This is a genomic window from Janthinobacterium saanense, from assembly GCF_014200675.1.
GTDB lineage: Bacteria > Pseudomonadota > Gammaproteobacteria > Burkholderiales > Burkholderiaceae_D > Janthinobacterium.
The window spans coordinates 45,977-68,481 of sequence record NZ_JACHCI010000015.1 but is presented as its reverse complement, the minus strand read 5'-3'; the positions used below and the strand labels follow the sequence as shown (position 1 = coordinate 68,481).

Annotated in this window: 18 protein-coding genes; 5 read left to right on the top strand and 13 right to left on the bottom strand. The window is 62.5% G+C overall.

What is annotated here, in order from left to right; translation table 11 throughout:
• Window positions 1–173 precede the first annotated feature (173 nt).
• Together HDE72_RS19170 and HDE72_RS19165 are read right to left on the bottom strand one after the other, a co-directional pair.
• On the bottom strand, window positions 174–881 hold the full coding sequence (locus HDE72_RS19170; protein WP_183743902.1) for an SDR family oxidoreductase: 708 nt from the start codon (window positions 879–881) through the stop codon (window positions 174–176).
• A gap of 199 nt (window positions 882–1,080) precedes the next feature.
• Window positions 1,081–1,689 carry a TetR/AcrR family transcriptional regulator gene (locus HDE72_RS19165; protein ID WP_183743900.1) on the bottom strand — a complete coding sequence of 203 codons (609 nt, stop codon included), beginning with the start codon at window positions 1,687–1,689 and terminating at the stop codon, window positions 1,081–1,083.
• A 144-nt stretch (window positions 1,690–1,833) separates the two neighbouring features.
• Here HDE72_RS19165 and HDE72_RS19160 point away from each other — a divergent pair, with 144 nt between their 5' ends.
• Entirely contained in the window at window positions 1,834–2,958 is a 1,125-nt protein-coding gene (locus HDE72_RS19160) for an FAD-dependent monooxygenase (RefSeq protein WP_183743899.1), read from the top strand.
• Here the strand turns inward: HDE72_RS19160 and HDE72_RS19155 are convergent.
• The 4 genes from HDE72_RS19155 to HDE72_RS19140 all read right to left on the bottom strand — a co-directional run bounded on the left by HDE72_RS19155 (window position 2,955) and on the right by HDE72_RS19140 (window position 6,381).
• Window positions 2,955–3,944 carry a GlxA family transcriptional regulator gene (locus HDE72_RS19155; RefSeq protein WP_183743897.1) on the bottom strand — a complete coding sequence of 330 codons (990 nt, stop codon included), beginning with the start codon at window positions 3,942–3,944 and terminating at the stop codon, window positions 2,955–2,957. The two genes, HDE72_RS19160 and HDE72_RS19155, sit on opposite strands and share 4 nt — an antisense overlap.
• Complete coding sequence (locus HDE72_RS19150) at window positions 3,941–4,924, bottom strand: SLAC1 family transporter (RefSeq protein ID WP_183743895.1); 984 nt, start codon at window positions 4,922–4,924, stop codon at window positions 3,941–3,943. Before HDE72_RS19150 ends, HDE72_RS19155 begins: the two co-directional genes overlap by 4 nt.
• A gap of 147 nt (window positions 4,925–5,071) precedes the next feature.
• Window positions 5,072–5,806, bottom strand: a complete 735-nt coding sequence (locus HDE72_RS19145; RefSeq protein ID WP_183743894.1) for an iron-containing redox enzyme family protein — start codon at window positions 5,804–5,806, stop codon at window positions 5,072–5,074.
• A 374-nt stretch (window positions 5,807–6,180) separates the two neighbouring features.
• Complete coding sequence (locus HDE72_RS19140; RefSeq protein WP_183743892.1) at window positions 6,181–6,381, bottom strand: DUF1737 domain-containing protein; 201 nt, start codon at window positions 6,379–6,381, stop codon at window positions 6,181–6,183.
• A 226-nt stretch (window positions 6,382–6,607) separates the two neighbouring features.
• Between HDE72_RS19140 and HDE72_RS19135 the strand changes: the two genes are divergently transcribed.
• Window positions 6,608–8,467, top strand: a complete 1,860-nt coding sequence (locus HDE72_RS19135) for a DUF3300 domain-containing protein (RefSeq protein ID WP_221291319.1) — start codon at window positions 6,608–6,610, stop codon at window positions 8,465–8,467.
• 83 nt (window positions 8,468–8,550) lie between these two features.
• On the opposite strand, the gene HDE72_RS19130 is transcribed toward HDE72_RS19135, so the two are convergent.
• Complete coding sequence (locus tag HDE72_RS19130) at window positions 8,551–10,989, bottom strand: membrane-bound PQQ-dependent dehydrogenase, glucose/quinate/shikimate family (protein WP_183743891.1); 2,439 nt, start codon at window positions 10,987–10,989, stop codon at window positions 8,551–8,553.
• Window positions 10,990–11,328: 339 nt separating this feature from the next.
• Between HDE72_RS19130 and HDE72_RS19125 the strand changes: the two genes are divergently transcribed.
• From HDE72_RS19125 to HDE72_RS19115, 3 genes are all read left to right on the top strand, one after another.
• Complete coding sequence (locus HDE72_RS19125) at window positions 11,329–11,832, top strand: sigma-70 family RNA polymerase sigma factor (protein WP_183743889.1); 504 nt, start codon at window positions 11,329–11,331, stop codon at window positions 11,830–11,832.
• The gene (locus HDE72_RS19120; protein ID WP_183743887.1) at window positions 11,829–12,761 is read left to right on the top strand and encodes a FecR domain-containing protein; all 933 of its coding nucleotides are present in this window, start codon (window positions 11,829–11,831) and stop codon (window positions 12,759–12,761) included. The genes HDE72_RS19125 and HDE72_RS19120 overlap by 4 nt, the downstream gene beginning before the upstream one ends.
• A gap of 105 nt (window positions 12,762–12,866) precedes the next feature.
• Entirely contained in the window at window positions 12,867–15,302 is a 2,436-nt protein-coding gene (locus tag HDE72_RS19115) for a TonB-dependent siderophore receptor (protein ID WP_260176803.1), read from the top strand.
• A 10-nt stretch (window positions 15,303–15,312) separates the two neighbouring features.
• On the opposite strand, the gene HDE72_RS19110 is transcribed toward HDE72_RS19115, so the two are convergent.
• The 6 genes from HDE72_RS19110 to HDE72_RS19085 all read right to left on the bottom strand — a co-directional run bounded on the left by HDE72_RS19110 (window position 15,313) and on the right by HDE72_RS19085 (window position 22,401).
• Window positions 15,313–16,308 (bottom strand): NAD-dependent epimerase/dehydratase family protein, encoded by a 996-nt coding sequence (locus HDE72_RS19110; protein ID WP_183743885.1) that lies wholly within the window; start codon window positions 16,306–16,308, stop codon window positions 15,313–15,315.
• The gene (locus HDE72_RS19105; protein ID WP_183743883.1) at window positions 16,305–16,859 is read right to left on the bottom strand and encodes a TetR/AcrR family transcriptional regulator; all 555 of its coding nucleotides are present in this window, start codon (window positions 16,857–16,859) and stop codon (window positions 16,305–16,307) included. Before HDE72_RS19105 ends, HDE72_RS19110 begins: the two co-directional genes overlap by 4 nt.
• An 89-nt stretch (window positions 16,860–16,948) precedes the next feature.
• A complete protein-coding gene (locus HDE72_RS19100) occupies window positions 16,949–18,115 on the bottom strand; it encodes a porin (RefSeq protein WP_183743881.1) in 1,167 nt (388 codons plus the stop codon).
• Window positions 18,116–18,149: 34 nt separating this feature from the next.
• Window positions 18,150–19,460: an MFS transporter gene (locus HDE72_RS19095; RefSeq protein WP_409254976.1), complete on the bottom strand. Its 1,311-nt coding sequence runs from the start codon at window positions 19,458–19,460 to the stop codon at window positions 18,150–18,152.
• A gap of 182 nt (window positions 19,461–19,642) precedes the next feature.
• Complete coding sequence (locus HDE72_RS19090; protein WP_183743877.1) at window positions 19,643–21,307, bottom strand: urocanate hydratase; 1,665 nt, start codon at window positions 21,305–21,307, stop codon at window positions 19,643–19,645.
• Complete coding sequence (locus HDE72_RS19085) at window positions 21,307–22,401, bottom strand: DUF917 domain-containing protein (RefSeq protein ID WP_183743875.1); 1,095 nt, start codon at window positions 22,399–22,401, stop codon at window positions 21,307–21,309. Before HDE72_RS19085 ends, HDE72_RS19090 begins: the two co-directional genes overlap by 1 nt.
• Window positions 22,402–22,505: the final 104 nt, after the last annotated feature.

Genomic DNA, 22,505 nt, shown 5'->3' with positions numbered 1-22,505 from the left:
CTGAAGTCTAACAAATGTCATTCTCACAAGCAATGTAAACTGATGTCCTGACTCACTCAAAAGCTATCGCGATAGTGATACGGAATCGCACTAAAAACTTGCAAACGTGCGAAGTGCCGTATCGTAATTGGACCAGAGCTTGTGCTGTGGCTCACCAATCTCTATTTCGTTGCTCAGCGCTGCAACGGCGCCAGATAAATCCCCGGCTGGTCCGACAGGCCCCGCTTGACCTTCCGGGTGATGTCGTCTGCCAGCACTTCCTTGGCGCCAGCTTGCACGCCGTCCAGAATTTGCCCAGCGACATCGCCGGCGCTGACCTTGACAACGTCAAATCCTTTGGTCAGGTCGGTATCCATAAAGCCCACGTGTACGCCGACCAACTGTGTGCCTTGCGGAATCAAATCGTTGCGCAGGCCGTTGGTCAGGCTCCAGGCTGCAGCCTTCGACATCGCATACGGGCCCATCTGGCCGGAGTTGGTCCAGCTGGCAATCGATAATATGTTGACAATCGCGCCGCCACCATTCTTGCCCAGCGCCGGTGCGAAGGCTTTGGCTGCACGCAGCGGGCCATAGACGTTCGCTTCGAATATTTCACGTGTCACTTCGATGCTGTCCTCATCGAGAAAGCCGACCAGCTTGGCGATGCCGGCGTTGTTGATCAGCAATGTCGTATCAGCGCACTGGGCGGCAGCAGCCGTGATGTCGCCCGGCTTGGTGACGTCGAACTGGACTGGAATGACGCCGGGCAGATTGAGGCTATTCACATCGCGCACGCCGGCGTAGATCTTGGCTGCGCCGCGCGCCTGCAATTGCTTGACCAGTTCCAGGCCCAGGCCGCGATTGGCGCCGCTGACGAAGGCGACCGAATTCTTGATATCCATGCTGAGTCCTCTGAATGTGTGGAAAGTAAAAATAGAATGCAAAAAAAACAACAGCTGGCCGCTGCCCCATAGCTGTTTTCACGATGAAATCCACTTTAATCCTATTACTTTCAGTTTGCAAGTAACTTTTTAGTCCGTCACAATCAGCGAGTCATTGAACATGGACGCTGGAAAACTATTTCCTTTCAGGGTGCAGTCATCAGCGCTGCTGCAGCCGTTCAGCCGCTGAAAAGCCCTCCTCCATCAGCGCAAGGAAGGCTGCGCTCGCTTTGTTTGCCGAGTCCTTGCGCTTGACCAGCCGTATCGCTTCTTCACGTGCGAGGCGTACGGTCAGCACGATCATGCCGGCCATCAAGCGCGTGGATGCGTCAGGATTTGCGCCGCCCAGCTCGATGGCGAGTTCCTCGGCCGCCTCGTCCGCGAGTTCGCGCAGTCGGGCTTTGAGAGCCGGGCTGGCCTCGACAAGCACCCACCAGTCGACCGCCTGGCTGCTGACGTGGCACATGGCATGCTTCTGCTGATGCATTTCCTGCACCAGCGCACGCAGCGCGGCCAGCGGCGCTTGTCCGGCTGGCCTGCTGCGTAAAGCCCGCCGAAACGGTAGCAACTTGAGGTCGTCCTCGCGGTCAAGTATCAGTTCTTCCTTGCGCGCGAAGTAATTGAAGATCGTCATCTTCGATACCTGCGCGGCGACGGCGATCTCGTCGACTGTCACGGCATCGTATCCCCGTTCAAAGAAAAGCGCGGTCGCCACATCGGAGATCCGCTGCCGGGTTTCCTTCTTTTTGTTCTCTCTCAGTTGTGCCATGGCTACTTTTTCCTGGTGTGATTGCAACAAACATCATGTCATAAAATTATACCGGGTATAAAATTTCTTGCATTATTTTTATATCGAGTACAAAATTCTAGGCATGCGCTACACCACGGGCGCCGACAATCAAAGGAGTAGCGCATGGGCACTTTCAATGGCAAAAAAGTCCTGATCTCGGGCGCCAGCTTCGCCGGACTCTCGTGCGCGTACTGGATGCGCCAGCTTGGCTACGAGGTCACCATTGTGGAGACCGCACCCAGGCTGCGCACCGGTGGCACGGCGGTCAATATCGGCGGGAACACGATAGAGATCGTCAGGCGCATGGGCATCTTCGAGCAGATACGGGCAAATCGCCTGCAGTTGCGCCAGTTCGATTTCAAGAACGCGGATGACCAGACCGAACGCAGCATGGTGCTGCGGGTAGACGGAGAGCCGGCGCCGGAAGATGACTACGAGATCGAACGCGATGTGCTGATGCACATTTTGCTCGACGCAGTGCGCGATGATTGCGAGATCCTGTTCGACGACAGGATTGTGGCGCTGCACGAGTCGGAGCTGGTCGATGTCAGCTTCAAACAGGGACGCCGGGCGGCATACGACCTGGTGCTCGGCTGCGATGGCATGCATTCGCGCGTACGCAAGCTCTGCTTTGGTGCAGAGGCCCAGCACATGCAGTTCCTTCAGCAATATTTTTCGATATCCATCGTGGACAAGCTGCTCATCGAGCGTGACACGGCGCAAATGTTTAACCTGCCAGGCAAGATGGTGATGCTCAATGCCTACAAGAACAAAACCGACATCATCTTCGGCTTCGTGTCCGACCATGAGATTGCCTACGATTACCGCGATGAAGCGCAGCAGCGCGGCATTATTGCCGGCGAGTTCGAAGGCGCCGGCTGGAGAACGGCAGAAATGCTGCGTGAAATGGATGGCGCGAGCAACTTTTACTTCGACAAGCTGTGCCAGATCCGCATGCCGTCATGGTCCAGCGGCCGGGTGGTGCTGGTGGGCGACGCGGCCTATTGCGCCTCGCCCGCTTCCGGCAAAGGAGGCTCGCTTGCCATCGATGGCGCCGCCGCCCTGGCGGACGCCATGCGTTCTGCGGCAGGCGATTACGCACTCGCCTTCCACCGGTATGAGGAAAATTTCCGCCCCTACATCGACGAAGTGCAGACCGATGCCGTGCGTGTGGGACTGGAGATGCTGATTCCCCGCACCGAAGAGGCGATCCGCGTACGCAACGCAAAGACGGACGCCGGGTTTTAGAGTTCAGAAGGCTTAGATTCCGGCATCACACTCACCCTGAAACTATCGCGATACTGATACGGCGTCACGCCAAATCGTTGGGAAAACACCAGGCGCATGCGGGCGGCGCTGCCGAAACCGCAGCGGTAGGCGATGGTTTTCAGCGGCAACTCGCTGCCTTCGAGCAAGTTGCGCGCGGCGTCGATGCGGGCGCGCAGCACGAATTCGGCTGGCGTGAGCTGCATGTCCTTGACGAACACGCGGGCGAAATTGCGGGCGCTCATGCCGGCGATATCGGCCAGACGCTCGACCGACAACGGCTCGGCCAGATGCGCCATCACATGGCGCTGGATCACGGTGGCCAGCGCATCGGGTTGCGCCTGGGCATCAAGATAGGGACTGAATTGCGATTGCCCGCCCTGCCGCTGGACCACCACCAGCAAACGCTTGGCCACCGACAGGGCAACCGATGAACCATGGTCTTCCGCCACCAGCGCCAGCGCCAGGTCGATGCCGGCCGTCACGCCCGCCGAGGTCAGCAATCCCCCATCGCGCACATGGATGCGGTCGTGTTCGACCTGCGCCAGCGGAAATTGTTCACTCAGCCGTGCCGCATCGCTCCAGTGCGTGGTGGCGCGCTTGCCGTCGAGCAACCCGGCCCGGCCCAGCAAAAAAGCGCCGGTGCAGATGGAGCCGTAACGGGGCACGCTGCTCGCCACTTGCCGCAGCCAGGCGGACAGGGCCGGGTTTTCCTGTTCCTGCACCAGTTGCGGGCCGCCCGCCACCAGCACGATATCGTAATCACTACCCGCCTGGTCCAGGCTGAAGTCAAAACCCAGCTGCTGGCCATTCGAGGCGCGGACCGGCGATGGCTGTGTGCCGACCGTGAACAGGCGATAGCCCTCGCCCTCGCCCACGTAATCATTGGCTTCGGCAAACACATCCATCGGCCCCGATACATCGAGCGACTGTACGCCGGGAAAGATGAGCAGCGCGACGGTTTTCATGCGGGAGCTGGCACTGGCGCCAGCGGAAAGTATGCGCCCCTGGCCAGCAAGCGTATCGAGCCAAGCGCAACATATAGCACCAGCAGCAAGGTAGCGACAAAGACGATGGCAGCCACGGCTTCCAGCAGGCCATTCGGATGGCGTTTCACCATCAGCATCAAGCCCTGGCCCAGGGTCGCGAGGCCGAACGTGTAGGCCCAGTAGCCGGGCGCAAAGTCTTGCCGGGCCAGCCAGCGCGAGGCGAACAGCAGACCGGCGAAGATGAACAAGGCGTAGCCAGCCAGTGCATAGGTGATCGCAGGGTTGGCTTCGCTACCGGCCAGTACCTGGTACGCCACCAGCGCGACCACCGGTGGCGCGCTGTAGATGCCCATGAAGTTGCGCGTTTTTTCTGCCAGGCCACCCGTCATCAACTGGTGCGTGATGCTTGAATCCATGATGAGCCAGGAAATCGCACCCACGCCAAACAACATCCAGCCGTAATCCGTGTAGCCAAACACGCCAGCCGCCAGCGCATTGACCAGCACGCTGGCCGTGTACGGCAGAAACAAAGGCGGGACGATCTGCGCGGCATCGCGCTGGCCGCTCCAGTGCGCGGCCAGCCGCCAGGCGCCGTACAGCAGATTGGCGGCGGAGCCAAGCCAGAAGCATAGTTTCGCGGCGGCCGGCGCGTACGGCAGCAGCGCCAGCGCGATCAGGATGATGGATTCAGGGATCAGGGCCAAAAAGGCCGACTGTACCGGGTCGCGCACTTCAGCCACTGCCGCTGCCCGCTGCACCAGCCATTTGCGTGCATACATGACGATAAAAAGAAGGAATGAAGCGATGGCCAGCAGCTCGAACAGCTCGCCCATCAACGGCGGCAGGGACCAGAGTTCGCGGGCAAAGCGCCAGGCATTGCCCGTTTCGGCCAGGCCCAGGGTGAGTGCAAAGAAAGATACGGGTAATATTTTCAGTGAGAGTTGCGGTAAGCGCTTCATGTTGGGGATTCAATGTGAGAACAATGTATCCAGTGTAGTCGTTTCACTGTCTGGCTTGAAGCGCACAAATGGATCGAATCCTGCCAAATTGGCGCTGAATCCGGCAAAACGCCAGCCCGCAATCAGCCGGGCCGGCGTGCTAGCCAATTAGAGGCAGCAGTCCAGACTAGCCTTGAAATAAGAGAAGCTGGTCAGGATGCTGTTGCGCACGCCCTCGATCTCCTCCTTGCTGGGCTCGTGCCCCAGCAAAGTGGCGACGATGTCCAGCGCTTCCCAGGGATGGGCATCGTCGTAATGGGCGTGCAGTTGCAGCCAGCGCATGGCTTTCTTCCGTGATCCTTCAGGAAAGCTTTGCTCGTAGTCCGGCTTGCTGCACACCAGGGTCGCCCAGTCGCCCGTCACGCCTTCGATGGCGTAATTGGTGGCGGCCATGGCGGACGCCAGCGCGTGGGAACTGCTGCTGCTCCAGCACCAGTGGCTCAGTGCAAAAGCGGCAGGCGGGCCTTCGGCGCGCAGCAACTTGCTTTTCGAGACATCGTGCATGCCGGCCCAGTCGACCCAGTAATCGGCATGATTCTGCTCGACACGGATATTGCGCGTCAGATAGCGGCGCGCCATATCTTCCCCTTCCGAACGGCCAAAACGTGCCTTGAGCAAATTCATCGCCATATACTGCGGGAATTGCTCGACCACTGGCCAGCCGTTGACAAAGAATGCCGCGAACTCGCGCGCGCCCAGTTTGGCGTCGCGCATGCCGGTAAAGACTTGATGTCCAGCCACCAGCGCCCGTGCAGACGCTGTCTCGGTCAATACCTGCTGCAACCAGACTGGATAGCTTTCGGCTTCCTTCAAGGCACCACGCCTCTTGAATTCACTGCTCATTCTCAGCTCCTCTCGTTCATAACAAGCCTGTCCCTCCAGGATTGCCCGGTTAAAACATGCCGCTACACGATACTCATGGGAGCGCAACGCATGCCTGCATCATCAAAAAGCAGCGAGCGCCATGGCAAGAATTGACGGGCAAAGACGCCCCTGCCGGCAGAACGCCGAGGTTCCACAACAAATAAAACAAGCGGACTCGGCAGGTAAAAATACTAGCAGCGCCCAAGGGGCCACACACTATCGAAAAGTCACGACAGGGAAATTAAAGGAGGATAAGAGAGGATGTGTGATGATTGAAGAAGGATGAAAGAGGAAAGAACAAATAAGCCATCTCCCCCCTACCGATTGCAATCAAGCAAGGTCCATCGTGGCGGCTACCTGATAGACTGATCGTCCATCGCCGGCCAGAGAACGGCTTGAGCCACGATCACGCTTTCCCCGTTAAACGTCGCCGAGGGCGAGCCGTAAAGCACATAGCCTAGCGCAAGCGCTTCGCTGACGCGGCGGCAAAATTTTGCATCGTCAGGTCCAGTGAGTAATCGGTAGACCGGCAAATCGTCTGGTGGTGTTTTCATGGTTTTCTTTCGCTTGTTGAAACGGCTGTTTCTGGCCGAATACGCTACCGCCTTCATCTGCGCTGCGCAAGCGCATGGCTAGACGGTCTCGCCATCATAAGGCATAGCCGCGCCTATCGGGACAGTCTGTTAAACATGCAAGATTCTGTAACGCACTGCAAGCTATCCGGATCGCCGTGCTAACTTGTAAGCACTGTCAATTACCTCGATGTGATGGAGTGCGAAAATGGCTAACAATAAAAAAACGACATCAGTGTTACTCGGCGCTTCCGTTTGCGTCGCACTGTTGTCACTGACCGCTTGCGACAAAAAACCCGATGCCGCCGCACCTGCTGCGCCGTCGCAAGCGGCTCCTGCCTATGTTCCGCCCACCGCCGACCAGCTTTACCAGCTGGTCGGGCCGATTGCCCTGTTCCCGGACAAGCTGGTGGCGCAAGTGCTGGCAGCGTCAAGCTATCCCGACCAGGTCACCGCCGCCGACAACTGGCTGGCACAAAACAAGAACTTGAAAGGCAAGCCGCTGCAGGACGCCGCCAATCAGCAGCCCTGGGATGTCAGCGTCAAGGGCTTGACCCAGTTCCCTGGCGTGCTGGACCAGATGGCGCACAATATCCCCTGGACGTCGGCGCTGGGCGACGCCTATGTCAACGATCCAACCGATGTCATGAATGCGATCCAGGTGATGCGCCAGCGGGCAGCCGCCAGCGGCAACCTGAAGAGCAACAAGCAGCAGCGCATCGCCACGGCGCCACGCGTGCAGGCAGCGCCGCCGGCCGGCTATGCGCCACCGCCAAACGAGCCGGCCTACTACACTGGCCCTGAAATGGTGCCGCCACCGCCAGAAACGATCGTGATCGAGCCGGCCGATTCGGCTGTGGTCTACGTGCCGGCCTATAATCCGGCCGTCGTCTACGGCCAGCCGATGCCGGTCTATCCAGGCTATTCCTACGCACCGCCACCGGCCTACTATCCGCCAGGTGACGTCGTCACCGCAGGCGTGCTGACCTTCGGCCTGGGGATCGCCGTCGGCGCCTTGATCGAAACGCACCACTGGGGCTGGAATTCCTGGGGCATGCACTGGGGTGGCGGTGGTGGTGGCGGCAACTGGAATGGCGGCGGTCCGAACGGCTGGCATCGGCCGGCGGTGGTGTACAACAACAATACCTATGTGTCGCGTTCCACCACGATCGTCAATCGCGTCACCAACAATTACAACAACACTGTCATCAACAACAATACGCGTAATCATTTCGCTGCCCCTAACCCTGCCCAGCCGGGCGCAGGTCCCGCCAATTTCAACGCGGCCCGTCCGAATTTTGCCGCGCCAGCCAATCCGCAGCCATTGCATCCGGGTCCGAATGGCGGATCGTTTGCAACCATGCCCAGAGGCAATCACGGACCGGCAGACTTCAGCAACATGACACGGCCGAATTTTGCTGCGCCAGGCAGCCAGCAACAAGGGCATCCGGGTCCGAATGCGTTTGCCGCAAACCCAGGGGGCAATCACGGACCAGCGGACTTGAACAACATGGCAAGGCCGAATTTCGGCAGGAATTTTGCTGCCGGCGGCCCGCCGACGGCAGCCAGCAGCAATCAGCTGCTGCGGCCAGGATCACAACATGCCATGCAGAATCAGGCCCGGCCTGAAGCCGCAGCGCAACGCCCCGGTGGCGGCGAGCCTGTCCAGCATGGCCGGCCGATGGCTCAGCTGGAGCAGAATGCCTTGAACCATGGGCCGGCAGCGCAGCACAATCCTGAGGTTGCACGTCCGCCGGCAAACCCGAACCAGCATGCCTTCGGCGGCAATCAGCAAACGGCAAGGCAGCAGCAGCCTCAGCCATCGCCTGCGCCGCAACATGTGCAGAACCAGCCGCATCAGCAATTCGACAGGCCTAACGGCGGCCAGCAGTTCCATCAGGAAATGAACCGGCCCGCTCCGGAAATGCGCCGGGAGCAAGCGCCAGCGCGGGCGGAACCGCGGCCAGAACCGCGGCCACAAGCACAGCACCAGCCGCAAGCTCACCCGCAAAACCAGCACCATGAAGCTGATCATCATCCCAAAGAGCGGGAAGAAAAGCGCAACTAAGCGCACTGTTGCGGCTTGAAAGCACTGCGGCACGGCCAGACTGGCCGTGCCGCAGATTGACTTGCGCCATCTTGCATAGGGCCTTACTTGCCTTTCACCGCCTCATCAGGCAAGGCAAACGCGACCAGACTATCGCCCATCTTGGTGCCCAGCGAACCGTGGCCACCGGCCATGACGACCACGTACTGGCGGCCGGTCTTGTCGGAGATATAGCTCATCGGCGTAGCTTGTCCGCCAGCCGGCAAGCGGGCTTTCCAGACTACTTTGCCGTTGCGCACATCGTAGCCACGGATGTAATAGTCGAGCGTGCTGCTGAGGAATGCCACGCCGCCGCCGGTGGTGCTCATGCCACCCAGGCTGGGCACGCCCAGCGGCAGCGGAATCGGCACGGGGGCGCTATCCATGGTGGTGCCGTTCTTGTGCATCCAGATTTTTTTCATGGTGCGCAAGTCGACGGCGGCCACATAACCCCATGGCGGCGCCTGGCAAGGGAAACCCAGCGGCGACAGGAAAGGCTTGATTTCCACGGCAAATGGCGTGCCTGTCTGCGGCTGCAAGCCCATTTCCGTGCCCGAACCGCCCTTCACGTCCGCCTGATCGCGCGGCACCAGCCGTTCCAGGAAACCCATGTAGTCCGGGTTCACGATCAGCAACTGGCGCACCGGATCGACGGTCGCCCCGCCCCACTCGAAGATGCCCAGCGGACCAGGCGAAATGATGGCGCCCTTGATCTTGCCACTGGCCGCCGTCTGCGGCGTGAACGGACCTTCATAGCGATGCGAGCGGAACGTGATGCGGCAGGCCAGCTGATCGAATGGCGTGGTGCCCCACATATCCGTCTCGCTGATATGTTTTTCAGGCAAGAAGGTCAGCTCGGAAAATGGCTGGGTGGGCGACAGCCGGTCGCCGGCGGATGGATTGGTATTGGGCACGGGTTTTTCGGGCGCAGGCACCACCAGGCTGCCGTCGCGGCGGTCGATCACGTAAATATCACCGCGCTTGGTGGTCGCCACCACGGAGGGCACGCGGCCTTTGGGCGTATCGATATCGACCAGGGTCGGCTGGCCGCCGATGTCCATGTCCCAGATATCGTGGTGCACGGTCTGGTAGACCCAGCGCACCTTGCCGGTGGCCAGGTCCAGCGCAACGATGGCACTATTGTATTTCTCACCGTGCGGATTGCGGTTGCCGCCCCAGGTATCGGGCGTTTCATTGCCCATCGGAACATACACCATGCCCAGCTTTTCATCGATGCTGGACACGCCCCAGGAATTGGGTGAATTATTCGTGTAGGTCTTGCCGTCGGCAATCGGCTCCGTGTCGTCGGGATTGGACGCATCCCAGTTCCACACCAGCTTGCCGGTGACGGGATCGTAGCCACGGATCACGCCCGATGGCTCGTCGGTAGAATCGTTGTCCGTCACGCTGGCGGCCATCACCACGATCTTTTGCGACACGGCCGGCGGCGAGGTCGGCATCAAGAAGCCCCGCTTTTTCATGCCCATGCCGTGGTACAGGCCGATCACGCCATTTTCGCCAAAGCTTTTGCACGATTCGCCCGTGTCGGCATTGACGGCGATCAGGGTGGCATCCATGGTGGGCGCCAGGATGCGGCGCGGGCATTCCATGGTTGCCGCTTCGGGCGCCGGATCATTCTTGGCGCGGCCCGCGTTGACGTCCCAATAGGCCACGCCACGGCAGATCATGTGCTGGTAAGTTTTGGCATCGCGGTTGATCTTGGGATCGTGGCGCCACACTTCCTTGCCCGAGTCCGGGTCCAGCGCAATCACGATATTGTGCGGAGTGCACAGGTAGAGCAAGCCGTTGACCTTCAGCGGCGTGACTTCATTGGCGATTTCACCCGGGTCGTTCGGCCCCTTGAAGTCGCCCGTGTGATACACCCAGGCCTGTTTCAGCTGCGATGCATTGGCCGGTGTGATCTGGTTCGCTGGCGAATAGCGGTCGCCATAACCGGAGCGGCCATACGCGGACCAGTCGTTATGCGCCACGCCAGGCGCGAAATCGCCTTGCGGCGCGGCGGCCATGTTTTCATCCGGCACCTCACCATGCAAGGTGGTGTAATCCTGGAACAGGGCAAACACGCCCACGGCCAGGGTGGCGCCGACGGCGACCAGCAGGGCTGTCTTGCCTGCTTCGCGCTTTTTCGTATAACTGGGGTCAGGCGTGCCCAGGCGCCGGTCGACAAACGGCAGCAGCAGCCAGACAGCGGCGACAAACCAGATATCGAGGCGCGGCAGCAATTGCCACCAGTCGAACTTGACTTCGACCACGGACCACACCAGCGTGACAAGTAGCAAGAAAGCCAGGAAAGCCTGCACGCTGCGCCTGCCCTTGAGCACCAGCGCGCCCGCGATCAGCAAGCCTATGCCGGCCAGCACGTAATACCAGGAACCGCCGAGATAAACGAGCCAGGCCCCGCCGCCGGCTAGCGCCAGTCCCAACAGGATAAAAACAACGCCGGTAATGAGCAACAACGGTCCCGGCCGGGAGTGAGTAGTCATGATGCTCCTTTGCGATGAAAATTCGGCGGCGCGCGTGGCGCCGGACTGGCGAGAACTGCTGCCAACTAGTCAATTGCATTTTTTCACCAATTTACGAATCGCGGCACACGGCAGGATGCTTGTTTTTACAGCATCGTTTTCAACCCCACACCACTACCACTGCTGGACTCGCGCTCCCGGCATCTGTGCTGCCAAGCCGGATAAAAGAACAGACTTCCAGTCTGCTGTTTGCCATCCCGCCAGCGTGGCGATACGGCCACAAGCTTCACGACAGCCTTGCCATGCAGGCAAGCGATTCATTATAATTGAGAATAATTCTCATTTATATACTCCTGATCCATGTCCGCTGCAGCGCCCTCGCCCCAGTCCATCGCCACCCTGTATAACGACCATCACGGTTGGCTGCAGGGCTGGCTGCGCCGCAAGCTCGGCGATGCCAGCCAGGCTGCGGACCTGGCGCACGACACCTATGTGCGCTTGCTGCAGTCACGGCGCAGCGCAGCGATCGGCGAGCAGCCGCGCGCCTTTCTGACGCATATCGCCAAGGGCTTGCTGGTCGACCACTGGCGTCGGCAAGAGGTGGAACGGGCCTACCTCGACACCATAGCCCTTCTGCCCGAGCCGCTGGCGCCCTCGCCGGAAACGCGGCTGATGGTGCTGGAAACACTGCTCCGCATCGACGCCATGCTGCGCTCCTTGCCGGAGCAGACGCGTGAAATTTTCCTGATGGCGCAGCTCGACGAACTGACTTACCAGCAGATCGCCGAACGCCAGCAACTGTCGCTGGCCACCATCAAGCGCCATATGCGCAAGGGTTTTCTGGCCTGTCTGGCGGCGGCATGAACACAGCGCCGTCGATGGCGGTGCTGGCCGAAGCGGCCGACTGGCTGGTGTGCTTGCAGTCCGGAGAGGCAAGCGCGCAAGCGCGGGCCGACTTCGAGCGCTGGCGCACTGCCAGTCCCCAGCACGCAGCCGCCTGGCAGCGCGCCGAAGCCGTGCTGGGCGACTTTGCCAGCCTGCCTGCCGAGACCACGCGCCGCACCCTGTCGCGCCTGGACGCTCCACGGCGCCGCCAGGCGCTGCGGGTACTGGGGCTGATGCTGGCCGCCGCGCCAGCCGGCTGGCTGGCCTGGCGCCAGGCGCCGCTATGGACGGCTGATTTGCGCACCGCGACGGGTGAACGGAGCACGCTGGACCTGGCGGACGGCACGCGGCTGGTGCTCGATACCGCCAGCGCCGTCAAGCTGCGTCTTGCCGGGGCGACGCGCCAGGTACACCTGCTGGCAGGGTCCATCCTGGTCAGCACCGGCCGTCAATCACTGGACGTCACCACGCAGCACGGCGCCATGCGCGCCATCGATTCGCGTTTTGCCGTGCGCCTGCTGGACGCCGCTTCCAGGCTCAGCGTATTCAATGGCGCAGTAGCCATCACGCCAGCCCACGCCGGTGGCACGTACACAGCACAGGCGGGCGAGGAAGTGGAATTTACACAGCACGATATCGCCCCGCCGCGGCCGCTGGGCGCCAGCCTGGCCCTGTGGGACAAGGGCATGCTGGTGGCAAAAGACATGCGCCTCGATACCTTGCTGGCCGAACTGGGGCGCTACCGGCACGGCATCGTGCGCTGCGATCCTGCCGTCGCCAGCCTGCGCGTTTCAGGCGCCTTTCCCGTACACGATTTCGCGCGCAGCCTGGTCCTGCTGCGCCAGACCCTGCCCGTGCAAATGAGCAGCGTAGGACCGTACTGGATCACCATCGAGCGCGCCCTTTAAAAATAATCGCCGCCGCAGTGACACTTTTCCCATGCTCGTCCGGTGTACAGGATGACAGCGCACAGGCAGCACGCGCTGTCATCCCCTATACCGTAAAGGAAATCCATGTCATCGCACCAACAAGTCCGCACCATGCCGTTGGCCATTGCCAGCATGCTGGCCATGCTGGCCAGCGCTCCCGTCCACGCCGCCCCGCCAGCCGCCGCCCCTGCCTCGGCGCAAAGCTATGCCATCGCCGCAGGAAAACTGGGCGACGCCCTGGCCGACTATGCAGCCAGCGCCGGCGTGCCCCTGTCGTTTGATCCTGCCCAGCTGGCAGGTTTGCGCAGCGCGGGCCTGCGCGGCAGCTACACGCTACAGGCAGGCTTTGCGCAACTGCTGGCCGGTAGCGGCTATGCCGCCGTCGAATCGGGCAACGGCGCGTATGCGCTGCGCAAGATCAGCGCGGCCGCCCTGCCCGATGGCACGCAAACCCTGCCTGGCATCGCTGTCACGGCCAGTGCCGACAATGGCACGGTCACCGAAGGCAGCGGCTCCTACACCACGCGCAGCATGAGCACGGCCAGCAAGTTCGTGCTGTCCGCGCGCGAGACGCCGCAATCGGTCAGCGTGGTGACGCGCCAGCAAATCGACGACCGCGGCTTCCAGTCGCTCGACGACGTGGCGCTGGACGCGACGGGCATGAGCACGCGCCAGATCGGCGGCGGCGAACGCACGCAATTTTTCGCGCGCGGCTTTGAAGTCAACAACTTCATGGCCGATGGCGTGCCCATCGCCTTCGACCAGGACACCATGGGCCTGGCCAGCATGGCCATGTACGACCGGGTGGAAATCCTGCGCGGCGCTTCCGGCATCATGACGGGTACCGGCAACCCTTCGGGCACCATCAACCTGGTGCGCAAGCACCCCACCACGCAGCCGCAAGTGCTGATGAACGTCAGCGCGGGCAGCTGGAATAACTACCGGGGCGAACTCGATGCCGGTGGCGCCCTGAATGCCTCGGGCAGCGTGCGCGGGCGCACCGTGCTGGCCGTGCAGGATGCCGGCACCTTCAAGAAAGCCTATCGCCACGAGCGCAAGCTCGCTTACGGCACGCTCGATATCGACCTGGCGCCGGGCACCTTGTTCAGCGTGGGCGGCTATGGCAGCCGCGAAGACAATCCCGGCGCAGACTGGAACGGCTTACCGACGCGGCGCGACGGCAGCTTTTATCCGTTTGCGCGCTCGGCACGCATGACGCCTGACTGGGCCTATTGGAACAAACAGAACAGCAGCGTGTTTGCGGAACTGGAGCACCAGCTGGGCGGCGGCTGGAGCACGCGGCTGACAGCGCGCGCACTGCAAACCAAGATGGACATGCTGGGTACCTATCTGTATCCGCTGGAAGACTCTGCACTTTTCGGCCAGGGCGCAGGCGCCTACGCCTACAAGAAAACGCAAGTGAGTCTGGACGCCTACGCCAGCGGCCCTTTCCAGCTACTCGGGCGCACGCATGAACTGGTGGCAGGCGCCAGCTACCGCCGTAACCGCGACAACGATGGCCCCGGCGGCTGGCCCGGCGATTACAACGTCGTCGTCGATCCCTTGAGCTGGAATTCGTCGACCGTGCCAAAACCGGCCATGGACTATGTCTGGTCGCGCAAGGGGGCGCAAAAGCAGAGCAGCGCCTACGCGACGGCCCGCTTCAGCGTCAGCGATCCTTTAACGGCGATGCTGGGCGCGCGCGTCGACAGCTACGACTACAGCATGCACCTGACGGCCGGTGAATGGCATGACGACAGCGCCTATGAAGTCAGGCGCAAGGTAACGCCGTACGCGGGCCTGGTGTACGCCATCGATGGCGCCCACTCCGTCTACGCCAGCTGGTCGGGCGTGTTCCAGCCGCAAAATTACCAGGATGCGGGCGGCGCCCTGCTCGATCCGCTGACAGGCACGAATGCAGAAGCCGGCGTCAAGGGCGACTACTTTGGCGGCGCCCTGACAGCCAGCGCGGCGCTGTTCCAGATCAATCAGAAAAACCTGCCATTGCAACTGCCGCAGTCGCAATGCCGACCAGAGGTCGCTGCCTGCTATCTGCAAACGGGCGAAGTGCGCAGCCGGGGCGCGGAATTCGAACTGGCTGGCGCGCTGGCGCCAGACTGGCAAGTGATGGCCGGCTATACCTACAACACGGCCATCTATCTGCACGATTCGGACGCCGGCAAGGCTGGCACGCGCTACGACACGCTCACGCCGCGCCACCTGCTGAAACTGTCGACCAGCTACCGTCTGCCGGGCGCCTTCCAGCAGTGGAAGCTGGGCGGCTCGCTGCGCACGCGCAGCGATATGCGCTATCCCGTGGGCGACGTCACGGTGCGCCAGGGCGGCTACACGGTGCTCGACCTGATGGCGTCGTACCAGGCCAGTCCCCGCCTGTCGTTCCAGCTCAATGTCTACAATGTGTTCGACAAATACTACTACCAGGCCATCGGCAGCACGCAGGACAACAACCACTTCGGCGCACCCGTCAACGCACTGCTGTCGGCGAAAATGGCGTTCTAGACAGCTGGCCTCAGCCTGGCGCGACCAGCTCGGCCAGCCCGACACTGCGCGAGATGACGGGCCGGTAACCCAGTTCCATGCGCGCCTTGCTGATGTTTAGCGTGACTTCGACCGACATGGTGGCCAGCTGCTGGCGCGTCACGGGTGGCGTAAAACGTCCGCCGCTGACAGTGGCCAGCAGGTCGCCCACGCTGGCAATCGCGCGCACCAGCCAGCGCGGCACGCTTTTATCGGGCGCCACGATGCCCTGCGTGGCCAGCAAATCGGTAATGAAGCGGCGGAACTCTTGCGGTTCGCCATCGCTCAAAAAATACGCTTCGCCGCTACGGCCACGTTCCAGGGCCAGCGCCACGCCGGCGCAGGCGTTGGCGATATGCGTGGTCGAAGTCAGATAGCGCCCGCCATCGAGCCAGGCCATCTTGCCGGCCGCCGCAGCCGCCGTCAGTTGCGGCAGCGCCGTGGTGTCGTCGCGGCCCCACAAAAAGCGGGGGCGTGCGGCGATGACGGCAAAGCCAGGCCCGGCCAGCGCCAGCGCGATGCGTTCGGCCTCGCCCTTGGTGCGTGTATACGCACCGGCAGGATGGTCGGGAAACGGCATGTCTTCGCGTGCATCGACCAGCGGACTACCATCGAGCAGCACCGATTCACTGCTGATATAGACCGCCCTGGCGATACCGGCCGCGCGCGCCGAGGCAAACACATGGCGCGTGCCATCGAGATTGATGCGGCGCTGGGCCGCCGTGGCGTAACCGTGGCTGGTGTCGGCAGCGGCGTGGATCAACGCCTGGCAGCCTGCCATGCCCTCTGCCAAAGGGTCAAGCAGATCGCCCGCAAACGGCACGGCGCCCAGGGCCCTGACCACGGCGGCGGCGCGCTCGCTGCGCACCAGCGCCACCACGGTCGCGCCCTGCGCCACGAAATGGCGTATCAGGTTGCGGCCCAGGTAACCGCTGCCACCCGTCAAAAACAGGCGCAGCGCTTCCCCGTTGACATCAGCGTGTGTCATGTCGGCTCCACGTCGACCAGCCAGCCGATCTCGCGCAGGATGCGGCTGCGCTCTTGCTGCGGCCAGCTGTGGTAATCGAGCGCTTCGAGCAGCTTCAGGCCTTCGAGCGCCAGATAGGCCAGCAAGGCGCCGCGCGGCTGGGCCGAACTGGCCAGTATCTGCGTAATCACCGCCTGCTGGTTCGCTTGCAAGGTGGCGCGCAGCTGCGCATCCTGGGCCATGGCCGCGCACAGATTCATGGCGACCTGCTTGAATTGCTCGGGTATCGGCAAGGCCGCCGCCGCGATGCGCCCGCGGATGACTGCGCTATCCACCGCGCCCAGGCTGATCGTGGTCTCCTGGTTAAAGGCGTTGTCGCGGGCCACGGCCCGGTCGACGACGGCGGCGATCAGCGCCTGTTTCGACTTGTAGTCATACAGCACGCTGGCCTTGCTGATGCCAGCCTGCACCGCCACCGCGTCCAGGGTCAGCCGCGCCGCCCCATCGCGCGCCACCACCACTTCGGCGGCATCGAGTATATGTTCCTGATCAATCACGCGCTTGCGTCCCATCCTTGCTCCAATTTATTTCCGACCGGACGGATATTAATTGTTGCGAAGGATGGCGTCAAGCAAATGCAAGAACGGGAGACAGACCAGGTTCAGAACTTGTGGCGGATGCCGGCGCCCACGCTGGTGCCGCCGTCCTGGTCGCTGATCTTGTCGCGCATGACGACGCTGTACACGTCGGTGCGCTTCGACAGCAGGTAGTCGTAGCCCAGCGAGACGGTATTGCGCCGCACGCTGCTGCGCCAGCCCGGGCCGCCGAAGTCGCCACCGGCGCGGATCGCCGTGCGGCCCCAGGACAGCATGGCCACGCCACTGCCCAAAGGTGCGCTGGCGCCCAGCTGCGCCGTATCGGACTTCAGGCTGTGCTTGTCCCGGTCGGCGCCATCAGGCAGGCTGTTGTCCGCCGTTTGCCAGGTGCCGAACAGCTTGAGCAGCTTGAAGTCGTAGGCGCCGCCCATGAACCAGGTGGTCTGGCGCCTGGCCGCCGCCAGCTTGTAGACGGCGCCCGTATCGATGTTATACGGCGTAAAACTGAACACTTTTGAATCGCCCGTCACGGTATCGAGCGGGTTGTTGACGGCGATGCGCTGCACGTAGGCGCCCAGGGTCAGGGGGCCATTGCCGTACATGGCGTTGGCGCCCACATTATTCTTGCCGGTGTTGCCGGCCTGTTCGCCGAACTGGTAGAACAGGCTGGCCGTCAAGCCGTTCAGCTTGGGCGTGACATACATGACCTCATTGCTCCAGCCCGTGTCGCCAGCCGTGGTGGGCGCCCATTTCTGGCCAGGATACGCGCCTGCCGACGCTTGCGTGTGCACCAGCAGCGGGGCGAAGGCGAACGAGCCGCCGAAGGGATTGAGGGTAATCGAGGGCACGAAGTTGGGCGCCAGGTCGCGGCCGATGGAAATGCGCCCGAAGCTGCCGGACAGGCCCACGTTGGCGTCGCGGGCAAACAGGGTGTCGCTGTCGTAGCGGCCTGCGCCGCCGTTATCGGGGCGGAAAAATCCGGTCAGATTGAACTGCGCCTGCAAGCCGCCGCCCAGGTCTTCCACGCCCTTGAAGCCCCACCATGAGGTGGTCATGCCGCTGCTGTTGACGACGTTGGCGCGGGCGGCCTCGCCGCTGCGCTGCAGGGAACCGGCATAGGTATCGATGACGCCGGTGAAGCTGATGGCCGACTGCGCGCAGGCTGGCTGGCCAAACGCCAGGCAAGCGAGTGCCGTCGCGGCGCGCATGGCGCTGCGTTGTGTGATGTGCATGGTGATCTTTCGGTGAGTGTCTGTCGTGGGCGTATCAGGTCTTGCTGGCGTCGGGCAAGGTGGAAATGGCGACCAGCGCGATGGCGGCGGCGCCCATCACATACAGGGCCGGCGCAAACGCCACGCCCGTCGTGTAGGTGATCCAGGTCAGGATGGCGGGGGCGAAACCGCCCAGCAGGGTCACGGCCGTGTTATACGACAGCGACATGCCCGAGGAACGCACGGACGTGGGGAAGATTTCCGACAGCGCCGCCGGCGCCACGCCGACGAACATGGCGATCATGGCGCAAAACAGCGATTGCACGATCACCAGCGTGGCCGTGGTGTGCGAAGCCTGCAGCCACATCATCAGCGGATACACGCCCACCAGCAGCAGGACCGCGCCAAAGCGCAGCATGGTGCGCCGTCCCAGCCTGTCCGACAGGGTGCCGGCCAGCACGCAGCAGACGATCATGAACAGATTGCCGATCAGGGAAGCGGTGAAGGCCTGCGAAGCGGTGAACCCCATGGTCTTTTGCGCATAGATAGGCATGAAGATGATCAGCGAATACGGCGCCGCCGCCCATAGCACCGACAAGCCAAAGCCGGCCGCCAGCTGTTTCGGGCATTCGCGGATGACTTGCAGCAGCGGCGTCTTTTTCACGATGCCGGCTGCCTTCATACGCTGTTCTTCCAGCTTGAAGTGCGGCGTTTCATCGAGCGCCTTGCGCATCCACAGGCCGACCGGGGCGATTGCCAGGCCGATGATGAAGGGTATGCGCCAGGCCCACTCGCTGATTTCATCGACGGTGAACACGGCAGTGACGACAGTGGCGACCAGCGCGCCGGCCACATTGCTGATGCCCATGCTCGCTTGCAGCCACGAGGCATACTGGCCCTTCTTTTCAGGCGGTGCATGCTCGACCAGGAAGGCCGTGGCGCCACCGATCTCGCCGCCGGCCGAGAAGCCTTGCAGCACGCGGCCGCAAACGATCAGCAGCGGCGCGCCCACGCCGATGGCGGCATAGGGCGGCGCAATCGCGATCAGCAAGGTGCCCAGCGCCATCAGCATGATGGTCAGTGTCAGTGCGGCCTTGCGCCCGGCGCGGTCGCCGTAGGAACCGAGCAGCAGAGCGCCCAGCGGCCGCGCCACGTAGCCGAGGCCGAAGGCCATGAAAGAGGCCATCAGTTGTACCGTGGGATTCTCGTTCTGGAAAAAATTCTGTCCGATATACATGGCGAACAAGGCGTACACCGTGAAGTCATACCATTCCAGCGCATTGCCGGTCGAGGCGGCGATAACGGCGCGGCGGCTCGCCTTCGCATCGTGCTTGATCGTGTCGTGCCGGACCTCTTCATGCTTGATACTCGCGTGCGCAGCGCCCTCCCCTGTGTCGACTCCTGCGGCGGACGCGCCGTCCCCGCCCGCATTGATAGCCAGCTCTTTCATTTTCCATCTCCCTGTAGACCACATTGCCGTTACTCTTATGTGCCGCCGGGGTGTTCCCCGGCTGGCCTTTTTGATTTTTTATGGTGTCTGACTATGCCCTATTGCTGGAATCTGGCCTCCTGTGTATCGATGCGGGCGATGCCCTTGAGAGCCACTTCGTCGAGCGCCTCGTCGTAGCCGGCGTCGGCGTAGCGCAGCACGCCGCTGCTGGTGTCATTTGTCAGCGACAAGCGCAGGCGCTGGTCCGCTGCCGCGCTGCCGTCGGCCACCACGGTGACGCCGGCGCTGGTCATGTAGCCGCTGTAGCCGCCGCCGCCCGAATGGATGGCCACCAGGTCGGCGCTGGACGAACAATTGATCATGGCGTTCAGCAGCGGCCAGTCGGCCACCGCGTCGGAACCGTCGCGCATGTTTTCCGTCATGATGTTCGGGTGCGCCATGGCGCCCGCATCGAGATGGTCGCGCGTGAAGGCCACCGGCGCGCTCAATTCGCCGTCGCGCACCATGCGGTTCACTTCCAGCGCCAGTTCCGTGCGTTCGCCGTGGCCCAGCCAGGCGATACGGGCCGGCAAACCTTCGAAGGGCACGTTTTCACGCGCCAGGCGCACCCAGTTCGAGACGATCCAGTTATCGGCAAAGCGCTGCAGCAGGAAATCGTCGATCTTGCGGATATCCTCGGCGTCGTTCGACAGCGCTATCCAGCGGAACGGACCGATGGCGCGCGCAAACAAAGGCCGCAGGAACGCTTCCGTAAAGACGGGAATCTCGAAGGCCCGCTCCACGCCGCCCTGTTTCGCATGCGTGCGTATCAGGTTGCCGTTGTCGAAGACAATCGCGCCTTGATCCTGAAAGCCCAGCATGGCCTGCACATGGCGCACGATGGACGCGCGGCTGTCGCGCATCAAGCCCTCGATATCGCTTTCGCGGCGGGCAATCGCCTGCTGCGGCGTGTGGCCCGACGGCACATAGCCATACACCAGGTCGTGCGCCGAGGTCTGGTCGGTGACGATGTCGGGCACGATGCCGCGCGCCAGAATGGCCGGATAGATATCGGCCGCATTGCCCAGCAAACCCACCGACAATGGCGCCTTGCGCGCCACCGCATCGGCGATCAGGGCCAGCGCATGGTCGAGCGAGTCGGCGCGCACTTCCAGGAAACCGTTCTTCAGGCGCTTCTGTATGCTTTCTTCGTTCACTTCCACCGTCAGGATGGCGGCGTTGGCCATGCGGCCGGCCAGTGGCTGCGCGCCGCCCATGCCGCCCAGGCCCGCCGTCAAAATGAAACGGCCGCGCAAGTCGTTATTGAAATGGCGCTCGGCGATGCGGCAGAAAATCTCGTACGTGCCCTGGATCACGCCTTGCGAACCGATGTACTGCCAGTCGCCGGCCGTCAGCCCGCCCCAGCAAATCAGGCCCTGCTTTTCCAGCGCATAGAAATTTTCCGCCTTGGCCCACTGCCCCACCAGGTTACAGTTGGCCATGATGACGATGGGCGCCTGGCTGTGCGTGCGCAAGACGCCTATCGGCTTGCCCGACTGGATGATCAGGGTCTGCTCTTCTTCCAGCAGCAGCAAGGCGTCGACGATGGCGCGGTAGGCGGGCCAGTCGCGCGCCGCCTTGCCCAGGGCCGCGTAGACCACCAGGTTTTGCGGCGCTTCGCCGACCGCCAGCACGTTTTCCAGCAGGCGCAGCAGCGCTTCCTGGCGCCAGCCCTTGCAGCGCAAGGTGGCGCCCGATTGCACGGTGAAGGTCGTCTGGCGCATTATTTGCCCTCCAGCGCATAGTTGGCGAGATTGATGCCCAGCGCCTTTTCCACCGGCGGGTAGACAGCCGGGTCGCTGACGCTAGACGACAGCGGAAGCGCGCTTTTATGGATGTGAAAGACCAGCACTTCCATGCCTTCCCTGACTTGCCCTGCGCTGAGCGGATTGCCCTGCATGTCCAGGGTGGTGATCACGTCCGGATAGCTGGCGATGCGCGCGCCATGCGCGTCGTCCACCGCCATATGCTCGTTCATCACGTGGATCAGCCGCTTGTGCGCACCTTCTCCCACTTCGATCACGCCGATGTCGAATGCTTCATCCGTGTAGCGCAAGGTATTGCGGGCCACCTTGCCGCTGCCGATGATGCTGCCGCCCGTCTGCTTGCAGATGGCGTCGACGACGGCTGCCCCGCCCCGGCCTTCGGCGGCGATGATGGTTTCACCGAGGGCCAGCGCCATGCTGATGCCGCCCAGCGCCGCATGCTGGCGCACATAGGCGGCGCGGATCGGGTTGCGGCAGCTGGCGATGAAGCCGCCCGACATGTCCGAGGCCTTGCGCAGGATGGGCGAGACCTTGGCCGTGGCGCCGCGCACCACCAGCTCGATGTACGCATTGCTGGCGCGCTTGCCGCCGACGGCGCTCTGTATCATTTGCTGTGGGCTGTTGGCCAGGCCCAGCGAGCCCATGTCGCCGGTCGGATGGGCGCGCACATCGCCCACCGCATCGATCACCTTGGTGCCCAGCACGGCCGATGGCAGCCAGGCGTTCAGGGTGCTCGACATGCCGTTCTGGCCGATGATCAGGCCGTAAATCGGTGCGCCCAGCGCTTCCTGCGTCAGTTGCACGGCCTTGACGTAATCCATGCCCTGCATTTCCCAGTCCGTCAGACCGCCCGGCGCGCCGATGGCCGCCGCCGTGGCGATCCACGCGTCATCCGGCACGTCATCCATGCCGACCAGTTCCGGCCGGCCGATGGTCACGGCCAGCGTGCCCAGCTCGCGGCCATGGCCGGCCCAGCCGCCACCGCCGCAGGCAAACACGGAACCGCCTTTGACGGCCGCTTCCACATCCTTCAGTGTCAAGATACGTCCCACTATTTTTCTCCTCCATGATTGATCTGCATCTGCGCAGGTTTTGCCTGTCGCGATGGATCAAATATTAGGTAGGATTATTAATAATGTCGCGTTACATTTTGTGA

What these genes read in the sequence shown, in the direction of transcription:
- HDE72_RS19170 (WP_183743902.1), bottom strand. Translation starts at nt 881, where the DNA reads ATGGATATCAAGAATTCGGTCGCCTTCGTCAGCGGCGCCAATCGCGGC.
- HDE72_RS19165 (WP_183743900.1), bottom strand. Translation starts at nt 1,689, where the DNA reads ATGGCACAACTGAGAGAGAACAAAAAGAAGGAAACCCGGCAGCGGATC.
- HDE72_RS19160 (WP_183743899.1), top strand. Translation starts at nt 1,834, where the DNA reads ATGGGCACTTTCAATGGCAAAAAAGTCCTGATCTCGGGCGCCAGCTTC.
- HDE72_RS19155 (WP_183743897.1), bottom strand. Translation starts at nt 3,944, where the DNA reads ATGAAAACCGTCGCGCTGCTCATCTTTCCCGGCGTACAGTCGCTCGAT.
- HDE72_RS19150 (WP_183743895.1), bottom strand. Translation starts at nt 4,924, where the DNA reads ATGAAGCGCTTACCGCAACTCTCACTGAAAATATTACCCGTATCTTTC.
- HDE72_RS19145 (WP_183743894.1), bottom strand. Translation starts at nt 5,806, where the DNA reads ATGAGCAGTGAATTCAAGAGGCGTGGTGCCTTGAAGGAAGCCGAAAGC.
- HDE72_RS19140 (WP_183743892.1), bottom strand. Translation starts at nt 6,381, where the DNA reads ATGAAAACACCACCAGACGATTTGCCGGTCTACCGATTACTCACTGGA.
- HDE72_RS19135 (WP_221291319.1), top strand. Translation starts at nt 6,608, where the DNA reads ATGGCTAACAATAAAAAAACGACATCAGTGTTACTCGGCGCTTCCGTT.
- HDE72_RS19130 (WP_183743891.1), bottom strand. Translation starts at nt 10,989, where the DNA reads ATGACTACTCACTCCCGGCCGGGACCGTTGTTGCTCATTACCGGCGTT.
- HDE72_RS19125 (WP_183743889.1), top strand. Translation starts at nt 11,329, where the DNA reads ATGTCCGCTGCAGCGCCCTCGCCCCAGTCCATCGCCACCCTGTATAAC.
- HDE72_RS19120 (WP_183743887.1), top strand. Translation starts at nt 11,829, where the DNA reads ATGAACACAGCGCCGTCGATGGCGGTGCTGGCCGAAGCGGCCGACTGG.
- HDE72_RS19115 (WP_260176803.1), top strand. Translation starts at nt 12,867, where the DNA reads ATGTCATCGCACCAACAAGTCCGCACCATGCCGTTGGCCATTGCCAGC.
- HDE72_RS19110 (WP_183743885.1), bottom strand. Translation starts at nt 16,308, where the DNA reads ATGACACACGCTGATGTCAACGGGGAAGCGCTGCGCCTGTTTTTGACG.
- HDE72_RS19105 (WP_183743883.1), bottom strand. Translation starts at nt 16,859, where the DNA reads ATGGGACGCAAGCGCGTGATTGATCAGGAACATATACTCGATGCCGCC.
- HDE72_RS19100 (WP_183743881.1), bottom strand. Translation starts at nt 18,115, where the DNA reads ATGCACATCACACAACGCAGCGCCATGCGCGCCGCGACGGCACTCGCT.
- HDE72_RS19090 (WP_183743877.1), bottom strand. Translation starts at nt 21,307, where the DNA reads ATGCGCCAGACGACCTTCACCGTGCAATCGGGCGCCACCTTGCGCTGC.